Source organism: Halomonas bluephagenesis (assembly GCF_054790765.1).
In genome coordinates this window covers 2,525,970-2,551,411 of the sequence record NZ_CP133631.1, presented here as the reverse complement: position 1 = coordinate 2,551,411, position 25,442 = coordinate 2,525,970, and the positions used below count along the sequence as shown (strand labels likewise).

The window sequence follows — 25,442 nt, the reverse complement described above, 5'->3', positions numbered from 1 at the left end:
ACCTCCGTTCGCTTAACCTCTTCCGACGCATTCATCTGCGCCAGCAAGGAGCCGCTTTATGTTGCGCGTTGCTATCACTGAACGCCCACAATGGCGCGAACTGGCGCACCAGCTAGGGTTTCACTTTCATACCATTGAAGGGGAGCCCTACTGGACCGAGGATGCCTATTACCAGTTCACGTTGGCACAGATAGAACAGGACATTGAAGCCCCCACCGAGGCGCTACACGAGATGTGTATGGATGCCGTTGATAGGGTCTGCCAGTCCGATGCATTGCTGCATCAGTTGAATATTCCCGAGAGGATGTGGAGCGTCATTCGTGAATCTTGGCGCAATGGCCAGCCCCACCTCTATGGGCGCATGGATTTTGCCTATAGCGGTAGTGGGCCTGCCAAACTGCTAGAGCTTAACTACGATACGCCCACCAGCATTTACGAAGCTGGCTTTTTTCAGTGGCTGTGGCTTGAGCAGGTGATCGAACAGCGTCTGCTCCCTGCCCACGCCGATCAATACAATTCGATTCAAGAACGCATGATTGCTGCCCTCGCTCACATCGGGCAGCGCCTTGAACGCGACGCCTCAGCCCCACCGGCACTGCACTTCGCCTCCATCAAAGCTCATGAAGAAGACCGCGCTACGGTGGCTTACTTGCAGGACTGTGCCATACAGGCAGGGCTTAATGCCCCTTTTATCCATATCGAAGATATCGGCTATCAACCTAACACCGACCACGGCTGTTTCGTTGATCTGGAAAACCGGCCCATCCGTGCATTGTTCAAGCTCTACCCGTGGGAAGAAATGAGCGATGACGTTTTCGGTGAGCTGCTGCCTATGATGCAAACTCACTGGTTCGAGCCTCCGTGGAAAACCATCCTCAGCAATAAGGGCATCCTGCCGCTGCTCTGGCAGTGGAACGAAGGCCACCCTAACCTGCTACCAGCGTATTTTGACACCAGTGATGGCACATCGCTTTCACCCGGCTGGGTGCGCAAACCATTTTTCTCTCGGGAAGGAAGCAATATTGAGCTAATCACCACGGGCGGCCAGTACGAAGCCGTTGATGGCCCCTATACCGACAACCCGCGTATTTTGCAGGCCTACCACCCTTTGCCGCGCTTTGGCGAACGGCATGCCCTGATCGGCAGTTGGGTAGTCGGTGACAGGGCGTGCGGCATTGGTATTCGCGAAGACATCGGTCGAATTACCAAGGATTCCAGCTGTTTTGTGCCGCACGCCATTGTCTAAGGTGTTTCAGTAGTCGAGAAATGTTACTCGCTGGCTTCGGGGCGCATCGCTGGGAACAGCAGTACGTCCCGAATAGAAGGACTATCGGTAAATAACATCACCAAACGGTCAATACCAATTCCTTCACCTGCCGTTGGCGGTAAGCCATACTCCAACGCGCGCACGTAGTCAGCGTCAAAATACATCGCTTCCAGGTCACCGGCATCTTTCTCGGCTGCCTGCTCGCGGAAGCGTTCAGCCTGATCCTCGGCGTCATTAAGCTCCGAGAAGCCATTGGCAATTTCTCGGCCACCGACAAAGAACTCAAAACGGTCGGTAACAAACGGGTTAGCATCGTTACGACGCGCCAGCGGGCTTACTTCTGCTGGGTATTCGGTGATGAACGTCGGTTGATCCAGCTTGTGCTCGGCCACTTCTTCGAAGATCTCGGTCTGAACTTTGCCCAGTCCCCAGCTTGGCTTCACCTTGATACCCAACTTTTCTGCGACTGCTTGTGCGGCTTCCAACGTATCCAGATCCGCATCGGTGATGCCGTCGCCATGATCAAGAATCGCTTGGCGTAACGTCAGGCGATGGAAAGGTTGGCCGAAGTCGTAACTGGCCCCCTGATATACGATAGTGGTGGTGCCCAACACTTCTTGCGCCGCTGTGCGCAGCATGGCCTCCGTCATATCGAGTAGGTCGCGATAATCCGCGTAGGCCCAATAGAATTCGACCATGGTGAACTCAGGGTTATGCCGCGTGGACAGCCCTTCGTTACGGAAATTACGATTAATTTCAAATACTTTCTCAAACCCACCCACCACTAGGCGCTTGAGGTAAAGCTCCGGCGCAATACGCAGATACATATCAATATCCAGCGCATTATGGTGGGTAATAAACGGCCGCGCCGCTGCCCCGCCGGGAATCGGCTGCAGCATCGGCGTTTCAACTTCCATAAAGCCGCGGGCTTCAAAGAATCGACGCATGGAGCTAATCACCGCCGCGCGGGTTTCAAACACCTTACGCGACTGCGGGTTCATGATCAGATCCACGTAGCGCTGACGATAACGCGCTTCCTGGTCAGTCAGGCCGTGGAACTTATCTGGCAGCGGACGCAAACTTTTGGTGAGTAGCTGCGCCTCTACCATCATTACGTACAGATCGCCTTTACCCGACTTATGCACGGGACCACGAGCAGCGACGATATCACCGATATCCCACCCTTTGATGTCCTCAAGCACGTCAGCGGGCAGGCCTTTTTTATCCACATAGAGCTGGATTTGGCCAGCCACATCCTGAATCACGATAAAGGGGCCACGCTTACGCATGACGCGACCTGCCACCGACGCTTGATGATCAAGCGTCTCAAGCTCCGCTTTATCTTTTTCGCCTAGCAGGTTGTGTAGCTCAACCGTGAGGCTGTCACGGCGAAAATCGTTCGGGAAAGCACTCTTACCCTGCTCAGCGGCGCGCTCACGGCGGGCCGCGAGCTTGGCACGGCGCTCAGCGATTAGGTGGTTTTCGTTATCGAGAGAAGACGCGTCTTGGTTAGCCATCGGGCACCCTGTTCATGTTCAAACGCTAAAAAAATTACAAACCCTGCTTTAGGCTGGCGACGATAAACTGATCTAAATCGCCGTCGAGCACTTTGTCGCAGTTGCTAGACTGAACGCCGGTGCGCAGGTCTTTGATGCGTTGATCGTCCAGTACATACGAGCGAATTTGGCTCCCCCAGCCGATATCGGCTTTAGAGTCTTCCGCTTCCTGCTTGGCCGCATTGCGCTTTTGCATTTCGTGTTCCCACAGCTTCGCTTTCAACTGCTTCATGGCGAAGTCGCGGTTGGCGTGCTGGCTGCGTTGGTTCTGACACGCCACCACAATGCCGCTAGGCTCGTGGGTAATCCGCACCGCTGAGTCGGTGGTGTTAACGTGCTGGCCACCCGCACCGCTAGAGCGGTAGGGATCTACCCGCAAGTCAGAGGGGTTAATGTCAACCTCAAAGCTGTCATCAATTTCCGGCGATAGAAATACCGATGCAAACGAGGTGTGACGACGACCACCGGAGTCAAACGGGCTTTTACGCACTAAACGATGAACACCGGTTTCGGTGCGCAACCAGCCAAAGGCGTAGTCGCCTTGAATGTGTAGCGATGCCGATTTGATACCGGCCACCTCGCCTGCAGAAATTTCGATAATCTCTGCTTTGAAACCATGGCTCTCTGCCCAGCGTAAGTACATACGCAGCAGGATATTCGCCCAGTCTTGAGCTTCGGTTCCGCCCGACCCCGACTGGATATCCAGATAGGCGTTATTCTCGTCCATTTCACCGGAAAACATGCGGCGAAACTCAAGTTTTTCCAGTGCCGCCTGCAGACCATCGAGCTCTTTGCGCACTTCATCGACGGTGCCTTCGTCATCTTCCATTTCCGCAAGCTCAAGCAGGTCGCGGCTGTCAGCCAAGCCCTGATCAAGCTCGTCGATGGTGGCCACAATGGCTTTAAGCGATGCCCGCTCCTTACCCAGCTTCTGGGCATAGTCTGGATCGTTCCAGACATTAGGGTCTTCAAGCTCGCGGGATACTTCTTCTAGCCGATCTTTGCGTTCGGCATAGTCAAAGATACCCCCTAAGAACATCTGTCCGCTCAGACAGGTCCTTGATCTGGTTATGTATCGGATTAGTTTCCAACATGGACGTCTCGGCTAACTTTGCGGTGGAAAAGTCGCACAGTGTAGCGAAATTGGCCGCTAACAGCCATCAACAACGGCGCTATCGAAACCCCGCATAGCTGCATGCGTAATTTCTGATGGACGCTCACTTTCCCCCGATGCTAGTACTTAATTAGGAGGCTCTCACCTAAGCAATACTTGTGAGTCGCAAATAACAACATGAAAACAATAATGGAGTCATTTACATGCAAAGTTCCCGCACTCTCGCCATCCCGATGGCACTGGCGTTGACCGTTGGCCTTACAGCCCCTCTCCAGGCGGATACACTCCGCATAGCCATCATGGGCGAGCCCGCCTCTCTGGATCCACATAAAATTAGTGGCACTTGGGAAAATGACGTTGTGGGCGATCTTTTTGAAGGACTTGTGACTGAAGCGGCCGACGGCACACGCATTCCCGGTGTTGCAGAGTCGTGGGAAATCTCCGATGACGGCACGGTGTACACCTTCACACTGAGAGATGACGCTAAGTGGTCTGACGGTAAACCAGTCACCGCTAATGACTTTGTTTTCGCCTTTCAGCGTATTTTAACGCCGGCCACCGCAGCTGATTATGCTTATCTGCTTTACCCAATTAAAAACGCCGCTGACGTCTATGGCGGTGAGGCCGATGTCAGCACACTGGGGGGAAAGGCCTTAGACACCAAGACCCTACAGGTAACCCTTGAGCGCTCAACGCCTTACTTTTTAGATCAACTTTCCCACTACACCGCCTACCCGGCCCCCCAGCACACGGTGGAAACTTACGGCAACGAGTGGTCTCGACACGGAAATCTGGTATCCAACGGCGCCTTTAAGCTGCAGGAGTGGCAGGCTCAAACGCGCATAACGACAGCTCGCAACCCCCACTTCCACGACGCTGACAACGTAGCGCTGGACGAAGTTGTCTATTTTCCTATAGAAGAGCGCAACACGGCGCTAAACCGTTTTCGGGCGGGTGAGATCCATATTGCCCGCGACTTCCCAACCCATCAGTATGGTTGGCTGATGGACAATCTCCCTGAGGCTGTTCAGGTCGCCCCCTATCTCGGCATTTATTACTACGCGTTTAATGCCCGTGATGGCCATGCAACGGCTGACCCACGTGTCCGAGAAGCCCTCAGTCTAGCGGTTCGCCGCGACGTCATTACCGATCAAATTCTGGGCACCGGCGAGCAACCTGCTTACAGCTTCGTTCCACCAAGCGTGAACCACTATTCAGCACCGACTGCTAGCTTTACCGAGCTTTCCCAGGATGAGCGTCTACAGCGCGCACATGAACTGCTTCAAGAGGCAGGCTACGGCCCCGATAACCCGTTAGAACTCATGCTGCGCTATAACACCAGCGAAGATCACCGCAAAGTGGCCATCGCCATTGCTGCCATGTGGCAACCACTCGGTGTGGAGGTAGATCTTTTCAACGCAGAGGTGGCAGTTCATTACGCTGACATCCGTCAGGGTGACTTTGACGTCGCTCGGGCAGGCTGGATCGGCGACTATAACGACGCCCAAAACTTTTTGAGCTTATTGGAAAGCGATGTATCGAATAACTACGGCGCTTACAGCTCGCCCGAATTTGATACCTTGATGAATGAAGCCGCCAATACCCAGGACATGGATGCTCGCGCTGAGCTGATGGCCGAAGCGGAGGCTATTGCGCTAGAGGACAGTGCAACGCTGCCCATCTACTACTACGTATCGCGCAACCTGGTCAGCCCTGACCTAGTCGGCTGGGAAAGCACTATTGAAGATATCCATCGCTCGCGCTGGATTCACTTCGACCACTAATTCCCTTCTAACCGGCGCTTTATTTATCACGACTTAATGCCGTTACTTCCTCGGGCTGCGTGCCCGAGGAGCGAGGCCCAATCATGCTCAGCTATACTCTAAAACGCATACTTCAGGCGATTCCGACGCTGTGGATCGTGATCACCCTCTCTTTCTTTTTAATGCATCTAGCTCCAGGTGGCCCCTTCGATGGTGAACGTCAGCTACCACCGGAAATAGAAGCCAACCTGATGGCCTCATATGGCTTGGACAAACCTGTCTGGGAGCAGTATTTCACCTACATGGGAAACCTACTGCATGGAGACCTTGGCCCCTCATTTAAATACAAGGATTTCTCGGTCACCGAACTGGTCGCCCAAGGGTTTCCTGTTAGCCTTGAGCTAGGCCTATGGGCGATTGGCCTGGCGCTCCTAATAGGCATTCCTTTGGGAGTTATCGCAGCGCTCAAACGCAACTCATCCGTTGACTATATGGTGATGGGCACAGCACTGGCCGGCGTCGCCATACCTAACTTTGTCATTGCTCCCATGCTGGCGCTGGTGTTTGGCGTATTTCTAGCCTGGTTACCGGTCGGTGGCTGGAATGACGGTCACTGGAAAAATCTGGTTCTTCCCGTTGTGGCGCTCTCAATTCAGCAGATTGCTTACATCGCACGGATGATGCGCGCCAGCATGATCGAAGTGCTTGGCAGCCATTTCATCCGTACGGCCCGTGCCAAGGGGCTTAGTGAGAGTGAGGTGATCTTTCATCACGCCCTGCGTCCGGCAATGCTGCCTGTTATCTCCTACTTAGGCCCTGCCATTGCCGGCATTATTACTGGCTCAGTGGTGATTGAGCAGATCTTCGGCATACCAGGGATTGGACGCTATTTCGTTCAAGCCGCGCTCAATCGCGACTACACATTGGTGATGGGAACCGTCGTTTTTTATGGCAGGTTAATTGTATTTTTTAACTTAATCGTCGATTTACTCTACTCGGCTCTGGACCCGCAGATTCGCTATGATAATGAATAATGCAACGCTAACTCCTCCAGCTGTCGGCAACAGCCTAGCGCGTGATGCCTGGCGACGGCTTCGCCAAAACAGTGCTGCGACAACGAGTCTTGTACTCCTCGTAGCAATTTCCTTAGTTTGCCTACTAGGCCCCTTGCTAACGCCCTGGGCACTTGATGAAGTGGATTGGAGCGCCTTTTTGGCGCCGCCAAACTTTGAAAGCGGCCACTACGCAGGCACTGACTCCAATGGCCGTGACCTACTCACTCGCGTCTTCTACGGAGGGCAAATCTCACTCTCCGTCGCTATCGTCGCCACCTTGGTATCCCTGGTTATCGGCGTTCTCTACGGAGCGGTTGCCGGTTACTTCGGTGGCCGCGTTGACAACCTAATGATGCGGTTTGTCGACATCATGTACTCACTGCCATTTATGTTTATGGTGATCCTGCTGATGGTGGTTTTTGGGCGTAACATCCTGCTGATCTACGCGGCCATCGGCGCCGTTGAGTGGCTCGACATGTCGCGCATAGTGCGCGGACAAGTACTCGCTTTGAAGCGTCGCGAGTTCGTCGAAGCAGCACACGCGCTAGGCGTAAGCAGCTTTAAGATAGTCACACGCCACCTCATTCCCAATGCCATTGGGCCTGTCATCATCTATGTCACCCTCACCGTACCCAAGGTCATTTTGCTGGAAAGTTTTCTTTCTTTTCTGGGGCTAGGTGTTCAAGAACCGTTGACCAGTTGGGGAGTACTGATTAGCGAAGGCAAAGACATGATGGAAACGGCCCCATGGATGCTCATTGTGCCCTCTGCGTTTCTCGCTATCACACTGTTGTGCTTAAACTTTTTAGGGGACGGTCTGCGTGACGCCCTAGACCCCAAGACGCGTTAGGAAAATGCACGGAGGCTTCATGTCCCAACCACTACTGGAGTTTGACCGTTTACGAGTCGAATTCGATCTTCCCGATGGTACCGTTACCGCCGTCGACGACGTCAGCTTTACCATTTATCAGGGTGAGACACTGGCTTTAGTCGGCGAATCTGGCTCCGGCAAGTCGATCACATCAACCGCCGCCATGGGGCTACTGCCCGAACTGGCTCGCTCCACGGGCAAAATTAACTGGCATGGCGGCTCTGGCGATGAAGACTTGCTAGCGGTCAGCCGCCAGCGCTTGCGGGCCATCCGTGGTAATGAGATCTCGATGATTTTCCAAGAGCCAATGACCTCACTCAACCCAATGCACCGAATTGGGAGACAAATCCGTGAAGTGCTGCATAAGCACACAACCTTGCGGGGGGGAAGCTCTCACCAGCGAGCACTTGAACTCCTCGCTCAGGTAGGCATTCCGGAGCCTGAGCGGCGCATCAATAGCTATCCCCATGAGCTGTCGGGAGGCCAGCGTCAGCGGGTGATGATTGCTATGGCACTGGCCTGTGAGCCCAAACTGCTGATTGCCGACGAACCAACCACCGCCCTTGATGTCACTGTGCAGGCGCAGATTCTTACGCTCCTTAAAGACCTTCAAGCCCGCTACGGCATGGCTATCCTGTTTATCACCCACGACCTTGGTGTTGTCAGACATTTAGCAGATAGTGTGTGCGTAATGCAGCAAGGCAAAATAGTAGAAGCGGGAAAAACTGACACGCTATTTCAATCGCCCCAGCACTCTTACACCCAAATGCTTATCGCCGCCAACCCAAGCGGCCATAAAGAAGCTATCCCCAACTCAGCCCCCATCCTGCTGAAAGCAGAAAACATTAATGTCCGCTTTCCTATCAAAAAGCGCCTTTTTGGCCCCGACCGCTATTTCGAGGCAGTGAAAAGCATTGATCTCACTCTGCGGCGAGGGCAAACCCTAGGCATTGTTGGCGAATCGGGTTCAGGAAAAACCACGTTAGGCCGTGCGCTTCTTCGGCTGGTGAAAAGCAGCGGCGATATCTGCTTCGATGACATCGACGTAGCTCGCCTTGACCGCGCTGGAATGCGGCCGCTAAGGTCGCGTATGCAAGTGGTTTTCCAAGACCCCTTTGGCTCGCTTTCACCCCGAATGACCGTAGGTGACGTTATTGGCGAAGGATTACGCGTTCACCAACCGCTGTTACGTCGAGCCGAACGCGAGACCCTCGTCGTCCAAGCCCTTGAGGAAGTCGCTCTAGACCCTGCCCACCGACACCGCTACCCACATGAGTTCTCGGGTGGACAGCGCCAAAGGATTGCAATCGCCCGGGCTCTGGTCGTCAAACCCGAGTTTCTGCTGCTTGACGAACCCACCTCAGCTTTAGACCGCTCGGTTCAAATGACCGTCATTCAGCTATTACGTGACTTACAACAACGCCACGGGTTGACTTACCTGTTTATTAGTCATGACCTCGCGGTCGTGCGTGCGCTGGCTGATGAAGTGATTGTGATGCGACAAGGAGAAATCATCGAGCAACGCGATACTGCCTCACTATTCAGCGCTCCCCGTCAAACCTATACCCGCGAACTGATGCGCGCCGCCTTCCTGGAAAGCAGTGCATAGCTGCTCACCTACTAACCAGTAGCTAGTAGTTGCAACCCTGTGGGCATTGAACGAAAAAACCCGGCTTACGCCGGGTTTATAGGTAAAACGAGTCAAGCAGTCAGCTTATCATCAGAAGCGATAGGTAAGCTGAGCACCGAAACCATGGGCTTCGTTTTTATAGTCTGCTGAGTAGTTAGAGGTAATCGGCGGCGTTTGCTGTCCTGCCACAGTGAAGCTGTCGGTTTTGCTTTGATCAACCTGGGTGCTGCGCTCGGTAAGGTACGAGTAGGCAACGTCCAAGGTTAGATCAGGCGTGGGACTCCAGCCTGCACCAATCGAGAAAATGCGACGGTCGTCAGAGGGGATACGCACACTCCGAGTGGCATCCTGAGTTGGCGTAAAGTCCAGCGCCACACCGGCGCGCAGCGCCAGCGTCGGGGTTAACTGATACTCGCCACCGGTAGAGAATGCCCAAGCATTAGAGTAGTTCTGCTGCTCGTTAGTAATCTCACCACGCTCAGTGCCAGTGACCAAAATCTGGTCAAAGCGGCTCCAGCGTGCCCAGGAAGCACCAAACATCAGCTTTAAGCGATCAGTCATTTGCTGGGTAAGTGAGAAGTTGACGGTTTCAGGCGTTGTTAAATCCAGCGCTGCGTTATCCGTTACTGTGCCAATCCCTAACTGATCTAGCACAGGTGAATTCGCCGTAAAGCTGCCCTCCAGATTGAAATCCACTTTGGAGCGGTACGTTAAGCCGAGCGTAGTTTCGGGTGCAGGCTGATAGATGATACCTAAATTATAACCCCAGGCCTCATCATCACCTTCCACACGTGAATCCACTTCAGAAAGGCCTAGCGGTGTTGCCACTGGTACCTGACGGCGTAGTTCACCCTCTACGCGATTATAGGTAAGACCAGCACCAACAGACCACTGCTCATTGAAGCGATAAGAAACCGTTGGCTGGGCCGTCATCACTTTTACTTCGGTGTAATTGCCCTGGTTACGCCCCTGGAAGCCATTTTCGTATTCGGTTTTCGAACCAAATGGCGCGTATACCCCGAAACCAAAGGCCAACTGTTCGTTAACAGGATGCGCATAGAATGCGAAGGGAATTAATGTGCCCGGCACCATATCGCCATCGTTGGAACCCGCCACTGGCAACGTATCTGTCGCGCCTCCTGTCGCTTGCAGGAAAGCAGGGCTACTCTGTGAGGCACGTACATTCGTGATGTCACTATTTACGTTTAGGAACGTGCCCCCTGCCGTAATTTGAGCACGGTCAAGGAACGACATGCCCGCCGGGTTACCGTACACAATGGTCGCATCATGTACATTTGAGCTACGTCCTGCATGCCCATACCCCTGGCCACTGACGCTCTGCTCGTTGATTTGATATCCGCCTGCTTGTGCCTGACTAGCAAAAGCGACTGAGGCTACTGCGGCCGCCAAGGGAAGCTTTTTAAATTTATTATGCATAGTGGGCCTCTCTTCCCAATGATCCGATGGATACTTCCATCCACCCTCTTTGTTCTAACACGTCAGTTTTGGCCCAATGACCGCTTGGGATCAAGGGCAAACGAGCGTTTTATTTCGGTTTTGACTTATACATTAGTCGAACGAGTGTTTTAAATCAGTGTTTTAGTCATTTCGGCTGAAGGCCTCAATATCGCTTGACCTATGTGTGACCCATAGGTTTTACACTAAAAAACATCACAACTTCCACGCAGAGGACGTTATGCCGCCTGGAGCGATGAAGGTCGGTGAGCTTGCCAAACGCGGTAGCGTTACCGCTGAAACGGTTCGTCATTACACCCGTGAGGGGTTACTAGCACCAACACGCCACCCTGATAACGGTTACCAGTTATTTTCAACGACTGACTTAGAGCGGCTGCACTTTATTCAACGAGCACGCAAGCTCGGTTTTAGTGTGGCGGAAATTCGCGACATCCTGGCTCACGCCGATCAAGGAGACTCCCCATGCCCGTTGGTGCGCGACCTACTTACCCATCGGCTACCACAAATCCGCGCGCGCATCGCCGAACTTGAAGCACTCGCCCAACGTATGGAGCAGGCGCTAGAGAGCTGGCAACACATGCCCGATGGCATGCCAGACGGCCATAGCCTATGTCGTTTAATTGAAAGTTTTCCCGAGGAGGCACAATGCAATCACACACCCTGCAGCCACAAACGCTGATTCGCACCGTGCCGGGCATGAACTGCCAGGGCTGCGTAAAGCGCATGCGCGAGGCGATTCAAGCCGCAGACCCTAACGCCGTCGTAGAAGGCTTTCCCGCAGACAAACGCCTGGAAGTTACCAGCACGTTAGAAGACGAGGCGCTGGACAGCACATTAACTGAAGCGGGCTATCCCGCGGGCGCCCCCAGCAGCGAGGCTCAACCGCCTGCGGATAGTCAAACTACGCAAACGACAGATAAAACTAATGACAAAAAGACGACTGAAAACGAGACAACCAACAATGCTCCTAAGCAGAGGCTATTGATTAGCGGCATGACCTGCGCAGGCTGCGTGAATAGCGTCGAAAAGGCATTGGCCAACACACCGGGCGTTACCGCCGCCTCGGTCAATTTTGGCACCCACACCGCCCAGGTAACGGGTAGTGCCGAGCGCAAGACACTGATTGACGCCGTGGCAGGCGCGGGGTACCGCGCCGAGCCCATTGTCGATATGCGCGAGGCCGAACGCACTCGTGAAGCCCAAGAGGCAGTCACCTATCGCCAGCGCCTACGTGGCAGTATGCTGTCGTTAGCGCTAGCTATTCCGCTTATGCTGAGCATGTTTGTTTACCACCCACACCCAATGGGAATGGGTCGCCTTTATTGGCTAATCATTGGCTTGCTCACCCTGGCCATTTTAGCGTTTCCAGGACGACACTTTTTTACCAACGCGTGGAAACAGTTCAAGCACCACCAAGCCAATATGGACACGCTCGTGGCCATGGGCACCGGCACTGCCTGGCTCTACTCAATGATGGTTGTACTCTTTGCCCCTTGGCTGCCTGACGTCGCCCACGGCATCTACTTTGAAGCATCGGCCATGGTGATCGGGCTGATTCTACTTGGCAACGCTATGGAGCTACGGGCCCGCGGACGCACCAGCAGCGCACTGAAGCGCCTTCTCGATCTACAAGAGAAAACGGCGCGCGTGATTCGACATGGCCAAGAGCAGGAGTTGCCCGTCGACGACGTAGCGATAGACGATCACATCCGCGTGCGCCCTGGAGAACGGCTGCCGGTGGATGGCATCGTACTCGACGGCCAAAGCTACATCGATGAATCCATGCTCACCGGTGAGCCACTGCCCGCTCACAAAAGCGCCGATGACGACGTCAGCGCGGGCACGGTTAACGGCAATGGCAGCTTGGTCTATCGCGCCACTCGTGTGGGCAGCGACACCCGCCTGGGGCGCATTACCGAACAGGTCGCCAGCGCTCAAAACTCTCGCCCGCCAATTGGCGAACTGGCCGATAAGATATCGGGAATTTTTGTCCCCAGTGTCATGATAATCGCCGTACTAACCGCACTGATCTGGTTTAACGTCGGCCCCGCACCTGTGGTGATCCATATGCTGGTGACCGCCACCACGGTGCTGATTATCGCGTGTCCCTGCGCTTTAGGGTTGGCAACACCGATTTCTACCATGATTGGGGTCGGTAAAGCCGCTGAGCACGGTGTACTGGTAAGAAGCGGCGAAGCGCTGCAGACCGCCAGCCAGATCACCACCTTAGTGGTGGACAAAACCGGCACACTGACAGAAGGCAAACCCCAGGTGACCGATGCGACCGTGCTACATAATGACACTTCGCAAGTGCTAGCCTGGATAGCCGCTCTGGAAAGCCGTTCGGAACACCCGTTAGCAAATGCACTAACGGCTTATGCCGAAGCGCATAATGCCCCCGCTGAAACACTGAATACGTTTGATAGTGTCACCGGTGGCGGCGTGAAAGGCAGCACCCAAGCAGGCGACTCACTGCTGCTGGGCAATGCCCGCCTACTGGAAGAGGCTGGCGTGGACCTGACCCCCGCAGAAGAGAACGTGCGTCAGTTAGAAGCGAAAGCGCGTTCATTGGTATACCTGGCAGCCAATGGCGAGCTAGTTGCGCTATTCGGCATCAGTGACCCGCTGCGTGCTGACGCCGCTGCCGCTGTAAAACGCCTACAAGAAGATGGATTAACCGTCGTCATGCTCACCGGCGATAATGAACACACCGCTGCTGCGGTGGCGCAGGAAGTCGGGATTAGCGAGTTTAAAGCAGGTATGACGCCAGATGATAAACACGCGGAAATTGAGCGTCGCCAACAGGCAGGAGAAGTCATAGGCATGGTAGGTGATGGCATTAACGATGCCCCAGCTCTGGCCCGCGCCAACGTGGGTTTTGCCATAGGCCAGGGCACCGACATCGCCATGGAGAGCGCCGGAATCACCTTGATGCGCGGTTCGCTACACGGTGTGGCCACCGCCATTGAGTTAAGCCGAGCGACACTAACCAACATCAAGCAGAACCTAGTCGGTGCCTTTGGCTATAACGTGCTGTGCATCCCGATTGCCGCAGGCCTGCTTTATCCGTTCACCGGCATGCTGCTGTCCCCCATCATTGCCGGTGCAGCCATGTCGCTGTCATCAATTACCGTGGTCAGCAACGCCAATCGATTAAGGCTTTGGAAAACCGCCCAACAGGAGGCCTCATGAACCTATTGATTAACTTGGCCGGGATCGGCCTGATTGCCACTATCGTATGGTGGTTTTGGCTTAGCGCTTGATAGGCAGTTTCATCGTGGTTGTAGCATCATCGGTAGACCACCTTGAGGACGTAACGTCAGCCGGCACTCTATGCTTACCTGGTGGTCAGGAACTAGTTTAGGCGTGAAGTGCTGGGCTAATGTTGCCAAGCAGAGTACTCCCTCATATAGCCCAAAGCGTTTTCCGAGACAAACACGTGGCCCCACGCTAAAGGGTAGATAAGCAAATTTGTCTGGACGTGGAGCCTCTGGAAGAAAACGCTCTGGAACAAAATGATCGGGCGCCTCCCACAATTTACGATGCCGGTGCAGCAACCAAGGGGATACGAGCAAAACGGTCCCTTCTCGCACATCGCGATTGCGCACCTTATCGTTACCTCGAGCTTGGCGGCTTAGCATCGGTACCGGCGGGTACAGCCGCATGGCTTCTTCGAACACAGCCATTGTGTACGGCAGTTTAGCGACATCTTCGTAGCACGGCGTTCTACCACCGAGCACTTCATCTAGCTCATGCTGTAGTCGCGCCATGGCCTGTCGATCATAATCAAGCAAATACCAGCACCAAGCCAATGCGTTAGCCGTGGTTTCATGTCCGGCCATAAACATGACAATCGCTTCATTACGCACCGCTTTCCGCCCCATCGGCCAGCCGTTATCTTCGCCATCTTTCATAGACGCCATAAAGCTATCTACCAGACTATGCTGCCCCGGCCCTGATCTCTGCGTATGGCGGTCAATAATTCGATCGATAATTTCATGCACTTGTTTTGCTGAATAGCGCGTACGCGCTCTTCGCAGCGGATTACCTAGCAAACTTAAAAACGGCAATCCCAGCATATTGGCCATATCTAAATGCTCAGAATGACGCTGATATTCGGTAAACCCAGCCACCACTTGCTCTGCTTCTTCGTCGGTGGTGTCATCCCCAAAAATCGTTCGGCCAATGATACGCGCTGTTAAATGAGCCATCTCAGTAAGCATATCAATGGGCGCATCTGATGGATGCTGGGCCCATCGCTTGGCAGTCTCCTCCGCAGAGGCGGGCATGGTGGTACAGAAACCAGGTAACAGAGCGTTAGTTAGCGATGGCGCGCACTGGCGTCGGCGCTGGCGCCACAAATCGCCATCGCTGACAAACAACCCATCATCAAGTAGAGGTTCCAGTGCGCGCCGCATTTGAGGACTTTTGCGGTCATAGTTGTCATGTTGTTCAAGGAAAATGCGTCGAACCGTATCAGGGCTATTACACAGAACATAGTCCTGATTCATCAATGAAATACGCGAAGTGCGTATTGAGTAGTCTTCTTCCCGCCAGACAGAAAGTAAATTATTCTGAGCCCGCCGCATGCGATGCATGATGCCTTTACTAGCTGAAACAGGCGTTACACTGACCGGAGGCTCCAGGCGTTCCGCCCGCTTTAGCGCCTCAGCAAGCTGCTGATAGTCATCTCCGCTTGTTGTTATTGTTGTCGTTTTGCGTGACGTACTAACGTGATGCATTATCTACAGCCCTACTATATGTATATTGGAAGACGCTTTTATACGCGGGAACCCTAACGAAGTATGTATTTTTCGCGACCGGAGACACTGCGTCGGAAATTCTTTTTAACATAAATCTACTGCAACAAGCAGCCTAATGCCGCTGCATATTCAGGCACTTGATGCAGCGGCATGTGCATTTTTTGGTTGTTCTGGGATTGCCTATGCCGTTAGGTTCGTTTAACTAACCCCAATATAGCGCCCAGGTTTGTGATTCAGGGCGATAATCAGATTGAGGGTAACGGCGCCGATGACCGAATAGCCCACACGGTCTAACGGAAGTTGAGTCAGTGCCACCAGCAAAATTAGCCCATCGATACCCAACTGCACATAGCCTGCCCGCAGGCCGTGCTTTTCTTGCAGGTATAGCGCCAGAATATTGATACCACCCAGGCTGGTACGGTGACGAAATAGCATTAGCATACCAATACCCATCAGCGCGCCGCCCATCAACGCGGCGTATAGCGATGGCACGCTGGCAAACTGCACCCAGCCTTGGGTTAGTTCGGAAAATAGCGACACAAGACCAATAGCGACAAACGTGCGCAGCGTAAAACTCCAACCCATCCGCTTCACCGCTAAATAGTAAAAAGGCAGGTTAATCGCGAAAAACCAAATGCCAAACCCCCACCCGGTGATGTAATTAAATAGCAGCGCCATCCCAGCAGTGCTGCCAGTGATCAATACCGAGTGGGTATAAAATGCCACACCTAAAGCAACAAACAGCGTGCCAAGTACCATGGCCATCATATCTTCATAGTATTTATGCGGATCTTTAGGCAGATCGTCCCGCATGAGGATGTCCTTTTGTAGAGTTATTCGAGCACTTCTTCCAAGAGACTCTGCAACGTCAGTGTCTTTACAGAGAATCACCGGGAAGGGAGAACGTATTTCCGACGCTCAATGGATCTTATTTCATCAGCGACCCAAAGCACTCTCTAGTATATTGGCGGCATTGGCTGCCCCATTTGCTTTCTGCACGGCGCTTGAAAAACGCTGGGCAGATTGACGAAATACAGGCTCATGCATTAGTCGCTCTAGCTGTCGCACCAATTTATTGGGATTAATTCTACGCACTGACATCTGCAAGCCGAATTTTTGGCGCACGCCAATTTGAGCATTGAGACGCTGCTCATAGTGGGCAGGCAGCGCCAGCATTGGCACACCCGCCGCTAATGACTGATACATACTGCCATTGCCACCGTGATATAGCATTGCTCGTGCATGAGCCAAGAGCTGCGAGCCAGGCGCATAGCGCGTAAAACGGAAATTACTCGGGGCAGCATCCATCACCTCTTCGCTTACCTGACCACCGGTGGTCACCATAAAACGGTAAGGCAGCGCTCCCAACGTGGGATACGTGCTGCGCAGGAAGTGCTCTAGCAACCCTGTTGACCCCATGGTGATATAAATATTGGGCGTGCCATCTTGGAGCTCATCAAACCATTCAGGTAACGGGGCCGTTAGATCTGGGGAGATCGGCCCTACCATATGGTAATCGCGAAACCGTTTAGGCAAGCTGTAGAGCCCTGGTAAATCAGGCGAAATCATTGGCATGTGATAGAGCATGTCAAAGGCATTTCGGTCTGGCCGCTGATACTTCTGATAAAGTCGCCGTCTGATACCAGACAGTAAATAGCGGTCTAAGCCTTTAGCAGCGTAGTAAGTAGGTGTTGGCGGCGTTAACAGTCTTGCGGCATAGCCATTCATGATGCCAGCACACGGGACGCCGGCAATATACGCAGCGGTGCTGGCACTTACCGTGGCATCCCCCACCACTAAATCAGGTTTGACCTGTTCGATAGCCTGCAACTGGGACTCAATAATCTTGGTTAGAGGCGCCCAATAGCGTAGGTGCACCATATCCCAAAAGGAGGCTTCCCAGCCAAGACGTTGGAAGCGTATCCATATATCGGGAAGATTCGGCTCTCGAGCATAGATAAGAGGGAACCCTGCTTCCTGAACAAGGCTCAAGCGAGAGCTGGGATGGTTAGGATCATCACCCGCGAAAATCACCTCGTGCCCACGTTGGCGAAGTACGTTGGCTATCTCGATACAACGCACTGTATGCGCAAGCACCCACCCCAGAGGGAAAAACAGGATACGTGACGGTCTGGCAGCCACATGGCTACCACTAAGCGAGTCTGACATACCAAGTTTCCTGTCTTATTCAACCATCAAACGATGTTGTCCACTGACTAAAATCCGCGAATAGCAAAGAGGATTAGACAGGGCTGGCGTGTTCTACCATCAACTGCAATGACTCTCGTCCTCGCCAGCGGTTGCGATTGAGCTTATAGGCGCAGTGCAGCGTGTCGCCCACGCTAAATGAGGGGAGCTCCCCTGGCGTTAACGCCCGGAACCAAATCGCTTTGCTAGTCACCGCGCCCATGGAAAGTTCCATCATCAGGTGAGAACCTTCAGCACCTACTGGGCGTAGTGCTTCAACAATAAAGCGCCCTTCAAATAGTGGCGGGTCAAACTCACGCCCGTAAGGGCCAAGCGCTTCAACTTCGCTTAGCGTTAACAGAGATAGCTGCGACGTAGAGAGCTCGCCATCTGTCCATAGCCGCGGATAAAGCGGTGTATCGCCCAGTTGCTCACCAACGGCCTGTAAAAAAGCAGTTTTAAAGGCCGCTAACTGTTCTCTTGGTACGCCGACACCCGCCGCCCCACTATGGCCGCCAAAGCGCGGTAGCGCCTCGGGTGCTAGCTCAAAGGTGCGTTGCAACGCATCTCTCAGGTGCAGGCCATCAATCGAGCGGCCAGAACCGGTCAACATATTGGGCGCCGCCGCGCGGGTCAGCACCAACGCGGGGCGACCATAGGCCTGGACTAGCCGCGAAGCGACAATCCCCTGCACACCAGGGTGGCCATCTTCCAGCAGTACCACCACCGCCGGCTCATTAGCTTCCAGCGTAGACACAGCAAGTGCACGCGCTTCTTCCGCCATGTCCGCCTCAATCGCCTTGCGGGACTGGTTGTCTTGGTCAAGCACTTCTAGCTGACGATTGGCGACACTATCGCTTTCCGCGAGCATAAAGTGTAACGCCGCATAGGGGTCATCCAGCCGTGAGCGAGCGTTAATTCGTGGCCCCATTTGGAACGCCAGCGTTTCAGCGTTAAATGGCACACTATCTGCCCCAAGCCGCGCCGCCATGGCGCGCCAACAGGCAGCATCCATACGGTTGATCAGCGTTAATCCGTAGTTAACTACTGCGCGGTTAGCCGGACTACCGCCCAGCGAAACACAGTCCGCTACGGTGCCCAGCGCGACGTAAGAAAGCCATGGCGACAGCTTAGGAGTTGCGTCAGGCAATGCCCCCCATTCAATCAACACGCCACGGGCAAGCGACATCAAAAGCCATGCCACCATGCACCCAGCGATCGTTTTATCGGGATAGTCACAATCACTGCGTGTCGGGTTAACGCAGGCATAGGCAGAAGACGGTGGGCCTTCCAGCGGCAGCGCGTGGTGGTCGCTGACGACTACATCAATACCAGCGGCTTTCAACCGTGCAATACGCGGCTCATCTGAACTACCACAGTCAGCGGTAATCACCAGCGAGGGCAGCGGTTTTAAACCAAGTGCGCGCTCCACTAGCGGCAGACTAATGCCATAGCCATCGTGGATACGGTGGCCAATCAAACTATGTAACTTGTGTTCGGGTACGCCAAACAGCTCCACCAACGTGCGCCGAATCACCACGTGGGAGGTAATACCGTCCACGTCGTAATCGGTGAGAATGCCGATAGATTCCCCTTCTGCCACTGCCTGAGCAATACGTTCAGCGGCACGGCGGCCGTCGGCTAACTTTTCTGGATGCGCCAAGTAACGCAGGCTCGGCGCAATCAGCGGAACGAGCTCGCCCGTGTAGCCCGGCAGGCGTGAAGCCAATAGCCGCGCTTGTAGCTCGCTTAAACCTTCCGCTTGGGCACGTGCGTAGACAGCCTCGTCCAGTGGACGAGGCTCTAAGCGTGGTTGGTTGGCATTTTGCGTGAGTGTTAGTTCGTCGGCCATGACGCCTCAGCGCCGATTGTCAGCGACGAACCGCTGCACGGCACTCAGCTCAGCTGGCAGCACCGTGTAACGCTCTTCGCGCTCCAGCAGGTCATCCATATGAGTGGGTAACGGCACGCCTTGGAAGCCCGCCTTAACCACGGCTTCAGCAAATTTCGCTGGATGCGCGGTAGCCAGCGTAATCACTGGCGTTGTGGTATCCACTCGTGCGCGCTCGGCAGCGCGATAGCCAGTGGCCGTATGGGGGTCAAGAATCTCCCCTGTACGGTGATGGGCTTCACGAATGACTTCCAGAATGGTCGCATCATCAACGCTGTGGCTGGCGAATTTTTCGCGCAACTTGGCCAATGGTGCATCGGCAAGCGCCGTAGGCTCTTGCTGGAAGCGTTCTAGCAGCGCTGCCACAGCGCCCCCATCGCGGTCATAAGCATCAAACAGCAAACGCTCAAAGTTTGACGAGACAACGATATCCATTGAAGGCGCGAGGGTCGCTGCCAACTCTTTCTTGGAAAAATCGTTGGCGGCAAGCGTACGATGCAAAATGTCGTTGGCATTGGTGGCAATAATAAACTGCTTCACCGGCAGCCCCATCTTATAGGCCATATAGCCTGCGAAGACGTTACCAAAGTTAGCCGACGGGACGCAGAAACTCACTTCCCGCTGAGGCGCACCCAATGCAACGCCAGCGGCAATGTAGTAAACGATCTGCGCCATGATGCGCGCCCAGTTGATCGAATTCACTGCCACTAGCCGCGTGCCATTCAAGAAATCCTGATTAGCAAAGCTCGCCTTGACCATTGCTTGAGCATCATCGAAGTTACCTTCGATAGCAATATTAAAAACGTTGTTGGCCAGCACCGAGGTCATTTGGCGGCGCTGGACTTCTGAAACGCGATTGTGCGGGTGGAGAATAAAAATATCGAGGTTATCGCAGTGGCGACAGCCTTCAATGGCCGCCGATCCGGTATCCCCAGACGTCGCCCCCATAATCACGGCACGCTCGCCACGCTTTTTCAGGAAGTGATCCAGCAGGCGCCCTAACAGCTGCAGCGCGACATCTTTAAACGCCAACGTTGGGCCGTGGAACTGCTCTAGCAGAAAGTGGTTGGCATCCAGCTGCTTTAACGGCACAACGGCGTCATGATTGAACGTGGCGTAGGCTTCTGTCACCAGGCGACGGAAGGTATCGTCGTCAATCTCACCATTTACAAACGGCTTCATGACCCGAAAAGCAATCTCGGCATAGGAAAGGCCAGCCATGCTGGCTAGCTCTTCCTTAGAGAATTCGGGCAGCGTTTCCGGCACATAAAGTCCGCCGTCGCTGGCCATCCCGGTTAACACGACCTCTTCGAAGGAGAGCGCGGGCGCTTGGCCGCGCGTGCTGATATAACGCATGAGTTACTCCCCTTCGCTCAGACTTTCAACGCGAATACGGGTAACAGGCCCAGCAATATCCGCCATGGACTCGATTTCACGGATAGCATCGTTCATTTGTTTCTCTTTTGTGCGATGCGTCAGCAAAATGATCGGCACCAGTTCGCCTTCGGTGGCTTCTTTCTGTATTAGCGCTTCAATAGAGATGCCTTGCTCAGCCAGAATGGTGGCAACACGCGCCAGCACGCCCGGGCGGTCAACGGCCAGCAAGCGTAAATAGTACGCCGTGATGATGTCTTCCATTGGCATAATCGGCAGTTGACTTGCATCGTCGTCGATACCGCTAAACGCTAGGTAAGGAACGCGATAGCGGTGGTCGGTGGCGATATCACGGGCAACATCAAGCAGGTCAGCGACAACAGCGGAAGCCGTCGGCTCAGCACCCGCGCCCGCGCCGTAGTAGAGCGTCGGGCCAACCGCATCGCCCATCACGGCGATGGCATTTTTAACACCGTGTACATTGGCCAGCAGACGCTCTTTAGGGATCAGCGTCGGGTGAACCCGTAGCTCCAAGCCTTGATCGGTACGTTTCGAAAGGCCCAGGTGTTTAATCACGTAGCCCAGGTTATCAGCCTGCTCGACGTCTTCAGCGGTAATGCGAGAAATACCTTCGGTGAAGGCTTTATCAAACTGCAGCGGCACGCCATAGGCAATTGATGCCAGAATAGTCAATTTATGAGCGGCATCGATCCCTTCCACATCGAAGGTAGGGTCAGACTCTGCATAGCCTAGCGCCTGGGCTTCGGCCAATACGTCTTCAAAAGCGCGGCCTTCATCACGCATATGAGTGAGGATGTAGTTGCCGGTGCCATTAATGATGCCCGCAACCCACTCGATACGATTGGCGCCAAGGCCTTCGCGCAGCGATTTGATGACCGGAATACCACCGGCTACAGCCGCTTCAAAGGCAACAATGACGCCTTTCTCATGAGCAGCGCGGAAAATTTCATTACCGTGAACAGCAATCAATGCCTTGTTGGCAGTCACAACGTGTTTGCCGTTCTCAATGGCCGTCAGTACCAATTCACGGGCGATATCGTAGCCACCGATCAATTCTACCAACACATCCACATTGGGGTTGTTAGCCACCTCAAACACGTCAGAGGTTGCATTAATGCCGGTAATATCGCAGTCAGGATGAATACTGCGGTGGGCAACCTGCTCAATCACAATCGGGCGGCCTGCACGACGGCTAATGTCATCAGCGTTACGTGTTAATACGTTAAATGTACCGCCACCGACCGTACCTAACCCACAAATGCCTACTCTTACCGGTTTCAAAATACTTCCCCTTTCGTGATGGGCACCCATAGGTGCCGCCTCTTAAATCAGTGTCTCAGCGCTAACGTTCGTCACTTCTCGTGACGTTATTCGTCTTCCAAGCCTAACATGCTAACGAGCCGGTCGGGGGGTACAAACCCCGGCACCATTTGCCCGCTGGGTAACACAATCGCGGGCGTACCCTGCACACCCACAACTTTACCTAATTCGTACTGATCGGCAACGGGGTTATCGCAGTTTGCCGAAGCCTCAAGCGTTTGGCCTTGCTTAGCTTGCGTCATGGCCTCGCTGCGGTTATCCGAACACCATACTTGCTCCAGTGTCGTCGCAGCTCCACTTCCCATGCCTGCGCGTGGAAATGCCATATAGTGCACCGCAATGCCCCGTTCGTTAAGCTCAGGCACCACTTCATGCAAACGTTCACAGTAAGGGCAGGTTGGGTCGGTAAATACGATTACTGTGGCTTTAGGCTCATCAACCCCCTGAAAAACCACTCGCTCGCTTATTGGCATGGAAGCAAGTGCCGCTGCCCTTTCCTGGTTACGCGCCTGTTCAGTTAAGTTAATCAGACCATTATCCGCGTTTTGATAGAGGTCCCCTACCAAAAAGTAACTGCCATCGGCATTGGAGTAAAAAGACTCTCCGCTTTCCAAGATAACGTGATACACCCCGTCTATTGGCGTTGCATTTACCTGCTCCACCGGCATTGACTGGCCATTAACTTGTAAATTCTCCGTCAGATGTTCGGGCACGGCATCAGCACTGGCAACTACAGGCAGCAAACAGCCCGCCAACGCCAGCCAGGGAACACAGGATCTAGCAACTAAAGACATACGTTGATGCATTGTATCTTCAACCTCGCGGATGGTGTTCGGCATGCAGTTGCTCCAGGCGCGCCTGGGCAACATGCGTATAAATTTGCGTTGTAGATAGGTCGCTATGGCCTAACAACAGCTGTACGACCCGCAAATTAGCACCATGATTCAATAAATGAGTCGCAAATGCGTGACGCAACGTATGAGGTGACAAGGGACGAGTAATTCCCGCAGTGATAGCGTGGACTTTAATACGGTGCCAAAATGTTTGCCGGGTCATGGCTTTATCTGCTCGCCCAGGAAACAGTGCAGGCCGAGTAGGGTCTTGCATCAACGCGGGCCGCGCCGTTTTTAGGTAACGCTCTATCCACTCGGCAGCCTCTTCACCCATTGGCCCCAGCCGATCTTTATCGCCCTTACCCCTAACACGAACAACCCCTTGACGAAGATTGACCGCATCGCCACTCAATCCAACCAGCTCCGACACGCGTAGCCCGCAGGCGTACAGCAGCTCAAGCATGGTGCGGTCGCGAACTCCCAGCGAGGTGCTAATATCAGGAGCGAGCAAGAGACGCTCGACCTCTTCCTCTTCCAGGGTATTCGGCAAGCTAGGGCGTACCTGCGGCAGCGCCACATTGGCCAATGGGTCGCTGGCGATATGCCCATAAAGCCGCGCCCAACGATAAAAGCTGCGTAGTGATGATAATAGCCGTGCATTGCTACGCAGTTGATAGCCTTGTTCTCGGCGTAATTCCAACCACTCGCTAAAACGCTCTGGCGAGGGGGTTAACAGTGTTTCCCCTGCACTTACGAGCTGCTGCTGCCAAGCGGTTAAGTCGTGCCAGTAGGCCGCTAACGTATGGTCGCTTGCCCCTTGCTCCAACCATAAGGCATCTAGATAGGCATCTATCACGCTCATAGGTTAACGGTCTCTTGACGGTGGTACCACACAAACAAAAACCCCGCCCCGCAAAGCGGTGACGGGGTCTTGGTATCCGAGCACTACGCATGTCAAAAACTACGCATGTCAAAAACAGCGTGCGCCCGTGAAAAAGTGGCAGTTAAGCCAGCTTTTCCTTGATACGCGCTGACTTACCGCTGCGCTCGCGCAGGTAGTACAGCTTGGCTTGACGAACGTCACCGCGACGCTTGACTTCAATAGAGTCAACCAGCGGGCTGTAGGTCTGGAAAGTACGCTCAACACCAACACCGTGAGAAATTTTACGCACGGTGAAAGCGGAGTTCAGACCACGGTTACGCTTACCGATAACCACACCTTCAAACGCCTGCAGGCGCTCACGAGTACCTTCCTTTACTTTAACCTGAACGACGATGGTGTCGCCCGGTGCAAAGGCCGGGATCTCTTTACCCATTTGCTCGGATTCGATCGCCTGGATCACCTTGTTCTTGCTGCTCATTTTCATACTCCTAAATAACGTAATGGCTTGCCACGCAGTTGTGGAAGGGGCAAACCGTGATCCCGGCGCTCGAAGCGAGCTACGCGGGAGTCGTTATGGGTGACGCAGGTGCGTAGTCATAGACTAACTATCTCATGGACTACCTGCCTAACTCGCCCTGCACCGCCGCTCTGTTCTATGCAATTGAAAACAATCACTTAGTTGACAGAGCGTGTTCCTCGACAAACTCGTCTAGAAGCCGCTGCTGCTCGGCATCAAGCGTGCGCCCTGCCAATAGATCAGGACGGCGCTGCCATGTACGGCCTAACGACTGCTTTAACCGCCAGCGCTTGATGGCCGCATGATTACCACTTAGCAACACATCAGGCACTTTTCGCCCGTCGATCGTCTCAGGACGGGTATAGTGCGGGCAGTCTAACAAGCCATCATTGAACGAGTCTTCGATAGCGGAATCCTGGTGGCCCAACACACCGGGTACCAGCCGTGCCGCCGCGTCAATTAGTACCATCGCCGGCAACTCACCGCCGCTCAGCACATAGTCACCAATTGACCATTCTTCATCAATGTCACTTTCCACCACGCGCTCATCAATGCCTTCATAGCGCCCAGCGACCACTACGAGAGGGCCTGCTGAGGCGAGCGCTTGAACGCCCTGCTGATCCAGCTTACGCCCCTGGGGCGAGAGATAGATCACTGTTGGCGATTGTCCCGTCGCTTGCTCTGCTCGCTGCCGAGCATCAAAGATAGCAGCACGCAGGGTGTCTACCTTCATCAGCATGCCGGGGCCGCCGCCGTAAGGGCGATCGTCCACGCTGCGGTGGCGGTCTGTGGCGTAATCGCGCGGATTCCAAAACTCCAGGGCAATGCGCTGTTTCTCTACCGCTCGACCGACCACTCCTTGTTGGGTAATCGCATCGAACATCTCTGGAAACAGCGATACCACGCCAATCCACATAGCGG

20 protein-coding genes are annotated in these 25,442 nt (G+C 54.1%); 7 read left to right on the top strand and 13 right to left on the bottom strand.

The genetic code is table 11. The features are described from left to right. Positions 1–58: 58 nt before the first annotated feature. A complete protein-coding gene (locus REH51_RS11435) occupies positions 59–1,246 on the top strand; it encodes a glutathionylspermidine synthase family protein (RefSeq protein ID WP_009724102.1) in 1,188 nt (395 codons plus the stop codon). Positions 1,247–1,269: 23 nt separating this feature from the next. On the opposite strand, the gene lysS is transcribed toward REH51_RS11435, so the two are convergent. Together lysS and prfB are read right to left on the bottom strand one after the other, a co-directional pair. Then, a complete protein-coding gene (gene lysS, locus REH51_RS11430; RefSeq protein ID WP_009724101.1) occupies positions 1,270–2,784 on the bottom strand; it encodes a lysine--tRNA ligase in 1,515 nt (504 codons plus the stop codon). A gap of 34 nt (positions 2,785–2,818) precedes the next feature. Continuing rightward, a protein-coding gene (prfB, locus tag REH51_RS11425) for a peptide chain release factor 2 (RefSeq protein WP_498935792.1) occupies positions 2,819–3,917 on the bottom strand; the annotation gives its coding sequence in 2 pieces (ribosomal slippage) (positions 2,819–3,841 and positions 3,843–3,917; 1,098 coding nt in all). A 223-nt stretch (positions 3,918–4,140) separates the two neighbouring features. Between prfB and REH51_RS11420 the strand changes: the two genes are divergently transcribed. The 4 genes from REH51_RS11420 to REH51_RS11405 all read left to right on the top strand — a co-directional run bounded on the left by REH51_RS11420 (position 4,141) and on the right by REH51_RS11405 (position 9,235). Further along, positions 4,141–5,721: a peptide ABC transporter substrate-binding protein gene (locus tag REH51_RS11420; RefSeq protein WP_498935790.1), complete on the top strand. Its 1,581-nt coding sequence runs from the start codon at positions 4,141–4,143 to the stop codon at positions 5,719–5,721. Between the two features lie 83 nt (positions 5,722–5,804). Further along, a complete protein-coding gene (gene oppB, locus REH51_RS11415; protein WP_498935788.1) occupies positions 5,805–6,734 on the top strand; it encodes an oligopeptide ABC transporter permease OppB in 930 nt (309 codons plus the stop codon). Continuing rightward, the gene (locus REH51_RS11410; RefSeq protein WP_009724097.1) at positions 6,727–7,605 is read left to right on the top strand and encodes an ABC transporter permease subunit; all 879 of its coding nucleotides are present in this window, start codon (positions 6,727–6,729) and stop codon (positions 7,603–7,605) included. Before oppB ends, REH51_RS11410 begins: the two co-directional genes overlap by 8 nt. Positions 7,606–7,624: 19 nt before the next feature. Beyond that, positions 7,625–9,235 (top strand): ABC transporter ATP-binding protein, encoded by a 1,611-nt coding sequence (locus REH51_RS11405; protein WP_009724096.1) that lies wholly within the window; start codon positions 7,625–7,627, stop codon positions 9,233–9,235. A 111-nt stretch (positions 9,236–9,346) separates the two neighbouring features. On the opposite strand, the gene REH51_RS11400 is transcribed toward REH51_RS11405, so the two are convergent. Beyond that, the gene (locus REH51_RS11400; protein WP_498935786.1) at positions 9,347–10,693 is read right to left on the bottom strand and encodes an OmpP1/FadL family transporter; all 1,347 of its coding nucleotides are present in this window, start codon (positions 10,691–10,693) and stop codon (positions 9,347–9,349) included. A 274-nt stretch (positions 10,694–10,967) separates the two neighbouring features. Between REH51_RS11400 and REH51_RS11395 the strand changes: the two genes are divergently transcribed. Both REH51_RS11395 and REH51_RS11390 read left to right on the top strand, forming a co-directional pair. Continuing rightward, complete coding sequence (locus REH51_RS11395; protein ID WP_039869435.1) at positions 10,968–11,411, top strand: MerR family transcriptional regulator; 444 nt, start codon at positions 10,968–10,970, stop codon at positions 11,409–11,411. Further along, positions 11,378–13,924, top strand: a complete 2,547-nt coding sequence (locus tag REH51_RS11390) for a heavy metal translocating P-type ATPase (protein WP_498935784.1) — start codon at positions 11,378–11,380, stop codon at positions 13,922–13,924. The genes REH51_RS11395 and REH51_RS11390 overlap by 34 nt, the downstream gene beginning before the upstream one ends. An 80-nt stretch (positions 13,925–14,004) precedes the next feature. On the opposite strand, the gene REH51_RS11385 is transcribed toward REH51_RS11390, so the two are convergent. The 10 genes from REH51_RS11385 to trmD all read right to left on the bottom strand — a co-directional run bounded on the left by REH51_RS11385 (position 14,005) and on the right by trmD (position 25,437). Beyond that, on the bottom strand, positions 14,005–15,474 hold the full coding sequence (locus REH51_RS11385; protein ID WP_498935782.1) for a cytochrome P450: 1,470 nt from the start codon (positions 15,472–15,474) through the stop codon (positions 14,005–14,007). A 219-nt stretch (positions 15,475–15,693) separates the two neighbouring features. Next, a complete protein-coding gene (locus tag REH51_RS11380; RefSeq protein WP_009724091.1) occupies positions 15,694–16,308 on the bottom strand; it encodes a YitT family protein in 615 nt (204 codons plus the stop codon). Between the two features lie 123 nt (positions 16,309–16,431). Further along, a complete protein-coding gene (locus REH51_RS11375; protein ID WP_498935780.1) occupies positions 16,432–17,664 on the bottom strand; it encodes a glycosyltransferase in 1,233 nt (410 codons plus the stop codon). Positions 17,665–17,737: 73 nt separating this feature from the next. Continuing rightward, positions 17,738–19,534, bottom strand: coding sequence for a single-stranded-DNA-specific exonuclease RecJ (locus REH51_RS11370; protein WP_009724089.1), 1,797 nt, complete (start codon positions 19,532–19,534; stop codon positions 17,738–17,740). Between the two features lie 6 nt (positions 19,535–19,540). Further along, positions 19,541–20,929, bottom strand: coding sequence for a threonine synthase (gene thrC, locus REH51_RS11365; protein ID WP_009724088.1), 1,389 nt, complete (start codon positions 20,927–20,929; stop codon positions 19,541–19,543). A gap of 3 nt (positions 20,930–20,932) precedes the next feature. Continuing rightward, complete coding sequence (locus REH51_RS11360; protein ID WP_009724087.1) at positions 20,933–22,249, bottom strand: homoserine dehydrogenase; 1,317 nt, start codon at positions 22,247–22,249, stop codon at positions 20,933–20,935. 86 nt (positions 22,250–22,335) lie between these two features. Next, positions 22,336–23,127, bottom strand: coding sequence for a DsbC family protein (locus tag REH51_RS11355; protein ID WP_009724086.1), 792 nt, complete (start codon positions 23,125–23,127; stop codon positions 22,336–22,338). Continuing rightward, positions 23,102–23,983 carry a site-specific tyrosine recombinase XerD gene (gene xerD / locus REH51_RS11350; protein WP_498935779.1) on the bottom strand — a complete coding sequence of 294 codons (882 nt, stop codon included), beginning with the start codon at positions 23,981–23,983 and terminating at the stop codon, positions 23,102–23,104. The genes REH51_RS11355 and xerD overlap by 26 nt, the downstream gene beginning before the upstream one ends. Before the next feature lie 142 nt (positions 23,984–24,125). Beyond that, positions 24,126–24,482, bottom strand: a complete 357-nt coding sequence (gene rplS / locus REH51_RS11345; RefSeq protein ID WP_009724084.1) for a 50S ribosomal protein L19 — start codon at positions 24,480–24,482, stop codon at positions 24,126–24,128. A 193-nt stretch (positions 24,483–24,675) separates the two neighbouring features. Then, entirely contained in the window at positions 24,676–25,437 is a 762-nt protein-coding gene (gene trmD / locus REH51_RS11340; protein ID WP_009724083.1) for a tRNA (guanosine(37)-N1)-methyltransferase TrmD, read from the bottom strand. Positions 25,438–25,442 lie beyond the last annotated feature (5 nt).

Excerpts from the sequence above, each read along its gene's own strand:
- REH51_RS11435 (WP_009724102.1), top strand. The coding sequence starts at position 59 with ATGTTGCGCGTTGCTATCACTGAACGCCCACAATGGCGCGAACTGGCG.
- lysS (WP_009724101.1), bottom strand. The coding sequence starts at position 2,784 with ATGGCTAACCAAGACGCGTCTTCTCTCGATAACGAAAACCACCTAATC.
- REH51_RS11420 (WP_498935790.1), top strand. The coding sequence starts at position 4,141 with ATGCAAAGTTCCCGCACTCTCGCCATCCCGATGGCACTGGCGTTGACC.
- oppB (WP_498935788.1), top strand. The coding sequence starts at position 5,805 with ATGCTCAGCTATACTCTAAAACGCATACTTCAGGCGATTCCGACGCTG.
- REH51_RS11410 (WP_009724097.1), top strand. The coding sequence starts at position 6,727 with ATGAATAATGCAACGCTAACTCCTCCAGCTGTCGGCAACAGCCTAGCG.
- REH51_RS11405 (WP_009724096.1), top strand. The coding sequence starts at position 7,625 with ATGTCCCAACCACTACTGGAGTTTGACCGTTTACGAGTCGAATTCGAT.
- REH51_RS11400 (WP_498935786.1), bottom strand. The coding sequence starts at position 10,693 with ATGCATAATAAATTTAAAAAGCTTCCCTTGGCGGCCGCAGTAGCCTCA.
- REH51_RS11395 (WP_039869435.1), top strand. The coding sequence starts at position 10,968 with ATGAAGGTCGGTGAGCTTGCCAAACGCGGTAGCGTTACCGCTGAAACG.
- REH51_RS11390 (WP_498935784.1), top strand. The coding sequence starts at position 11,378 with ATGCAATCACACACCCTGCAGCCACAAACGCTGATTCGCACCGTGCCG.
- REH51_RS11385 (WP_498935782.1), bottom strand. The coding sequence starts at position 15,474 with ATGCATCACGTTAGTACGTCACGCAAAACGACAACAATAACAACAAGC.
- REH51_RS11380 (WP_009724091.1), bottom strand. The coding sequence starts at position 16,308 with ATGCGGGACGATCTGCCTAAAGATCCGCATAAATACTATGAAGATATG.
- REH51_RS11375 (WP_498935780.1), bottom strand. The coding sequence starts at position 17,664 with ATGTCAGACTCGCTTAGTGGTAGCCATGTGGCTGCCAGACCGTCACGT.
- REH51_RS11370 (WP_009724089.1), bottom strand. The coding sequence starts at position 19,534 with ATGGCCGACGAACTAACACTCACGCAAAATGCCAACCAACCACGCTTA.
- thrC (WP_009724088.1), bottom strand. The coding sequence starts at position 20,929 with ATGCGTTATATCAGCACGCGCGGCCAAGCGCCCGCGCTCTCCTTCGAA.
- REH51_RS11355 (WP_009724086.1), bottom strand. The coding sequence starts at position 23,127 with ATGCCGAACACCATCCGCGAGGTTGAAGATACAATGCATCAACGTATG.
- xerD (WP_498935779.1), bottom strand. The coding sequence starts at position 23,983 with ATGAGCGTGATAGATGCCTATCTAGATGCCTTATGGTTGGAGCAAGGG.
- rplS (WP_009724084.1), bottom strand. The coding sequence starts at position 24,482 with ATGAGCAGCAAGAACAAGGTGATCCAGGCGATCGAATCCGAGCAAATG.
- trmD (WP_009724083.1), bottom strand. The coding sequence starts at position 25,437 with ATGTGGATTGGCGTGGTATCGCTGTTTCCAGAGATGTTCGATGCGATT.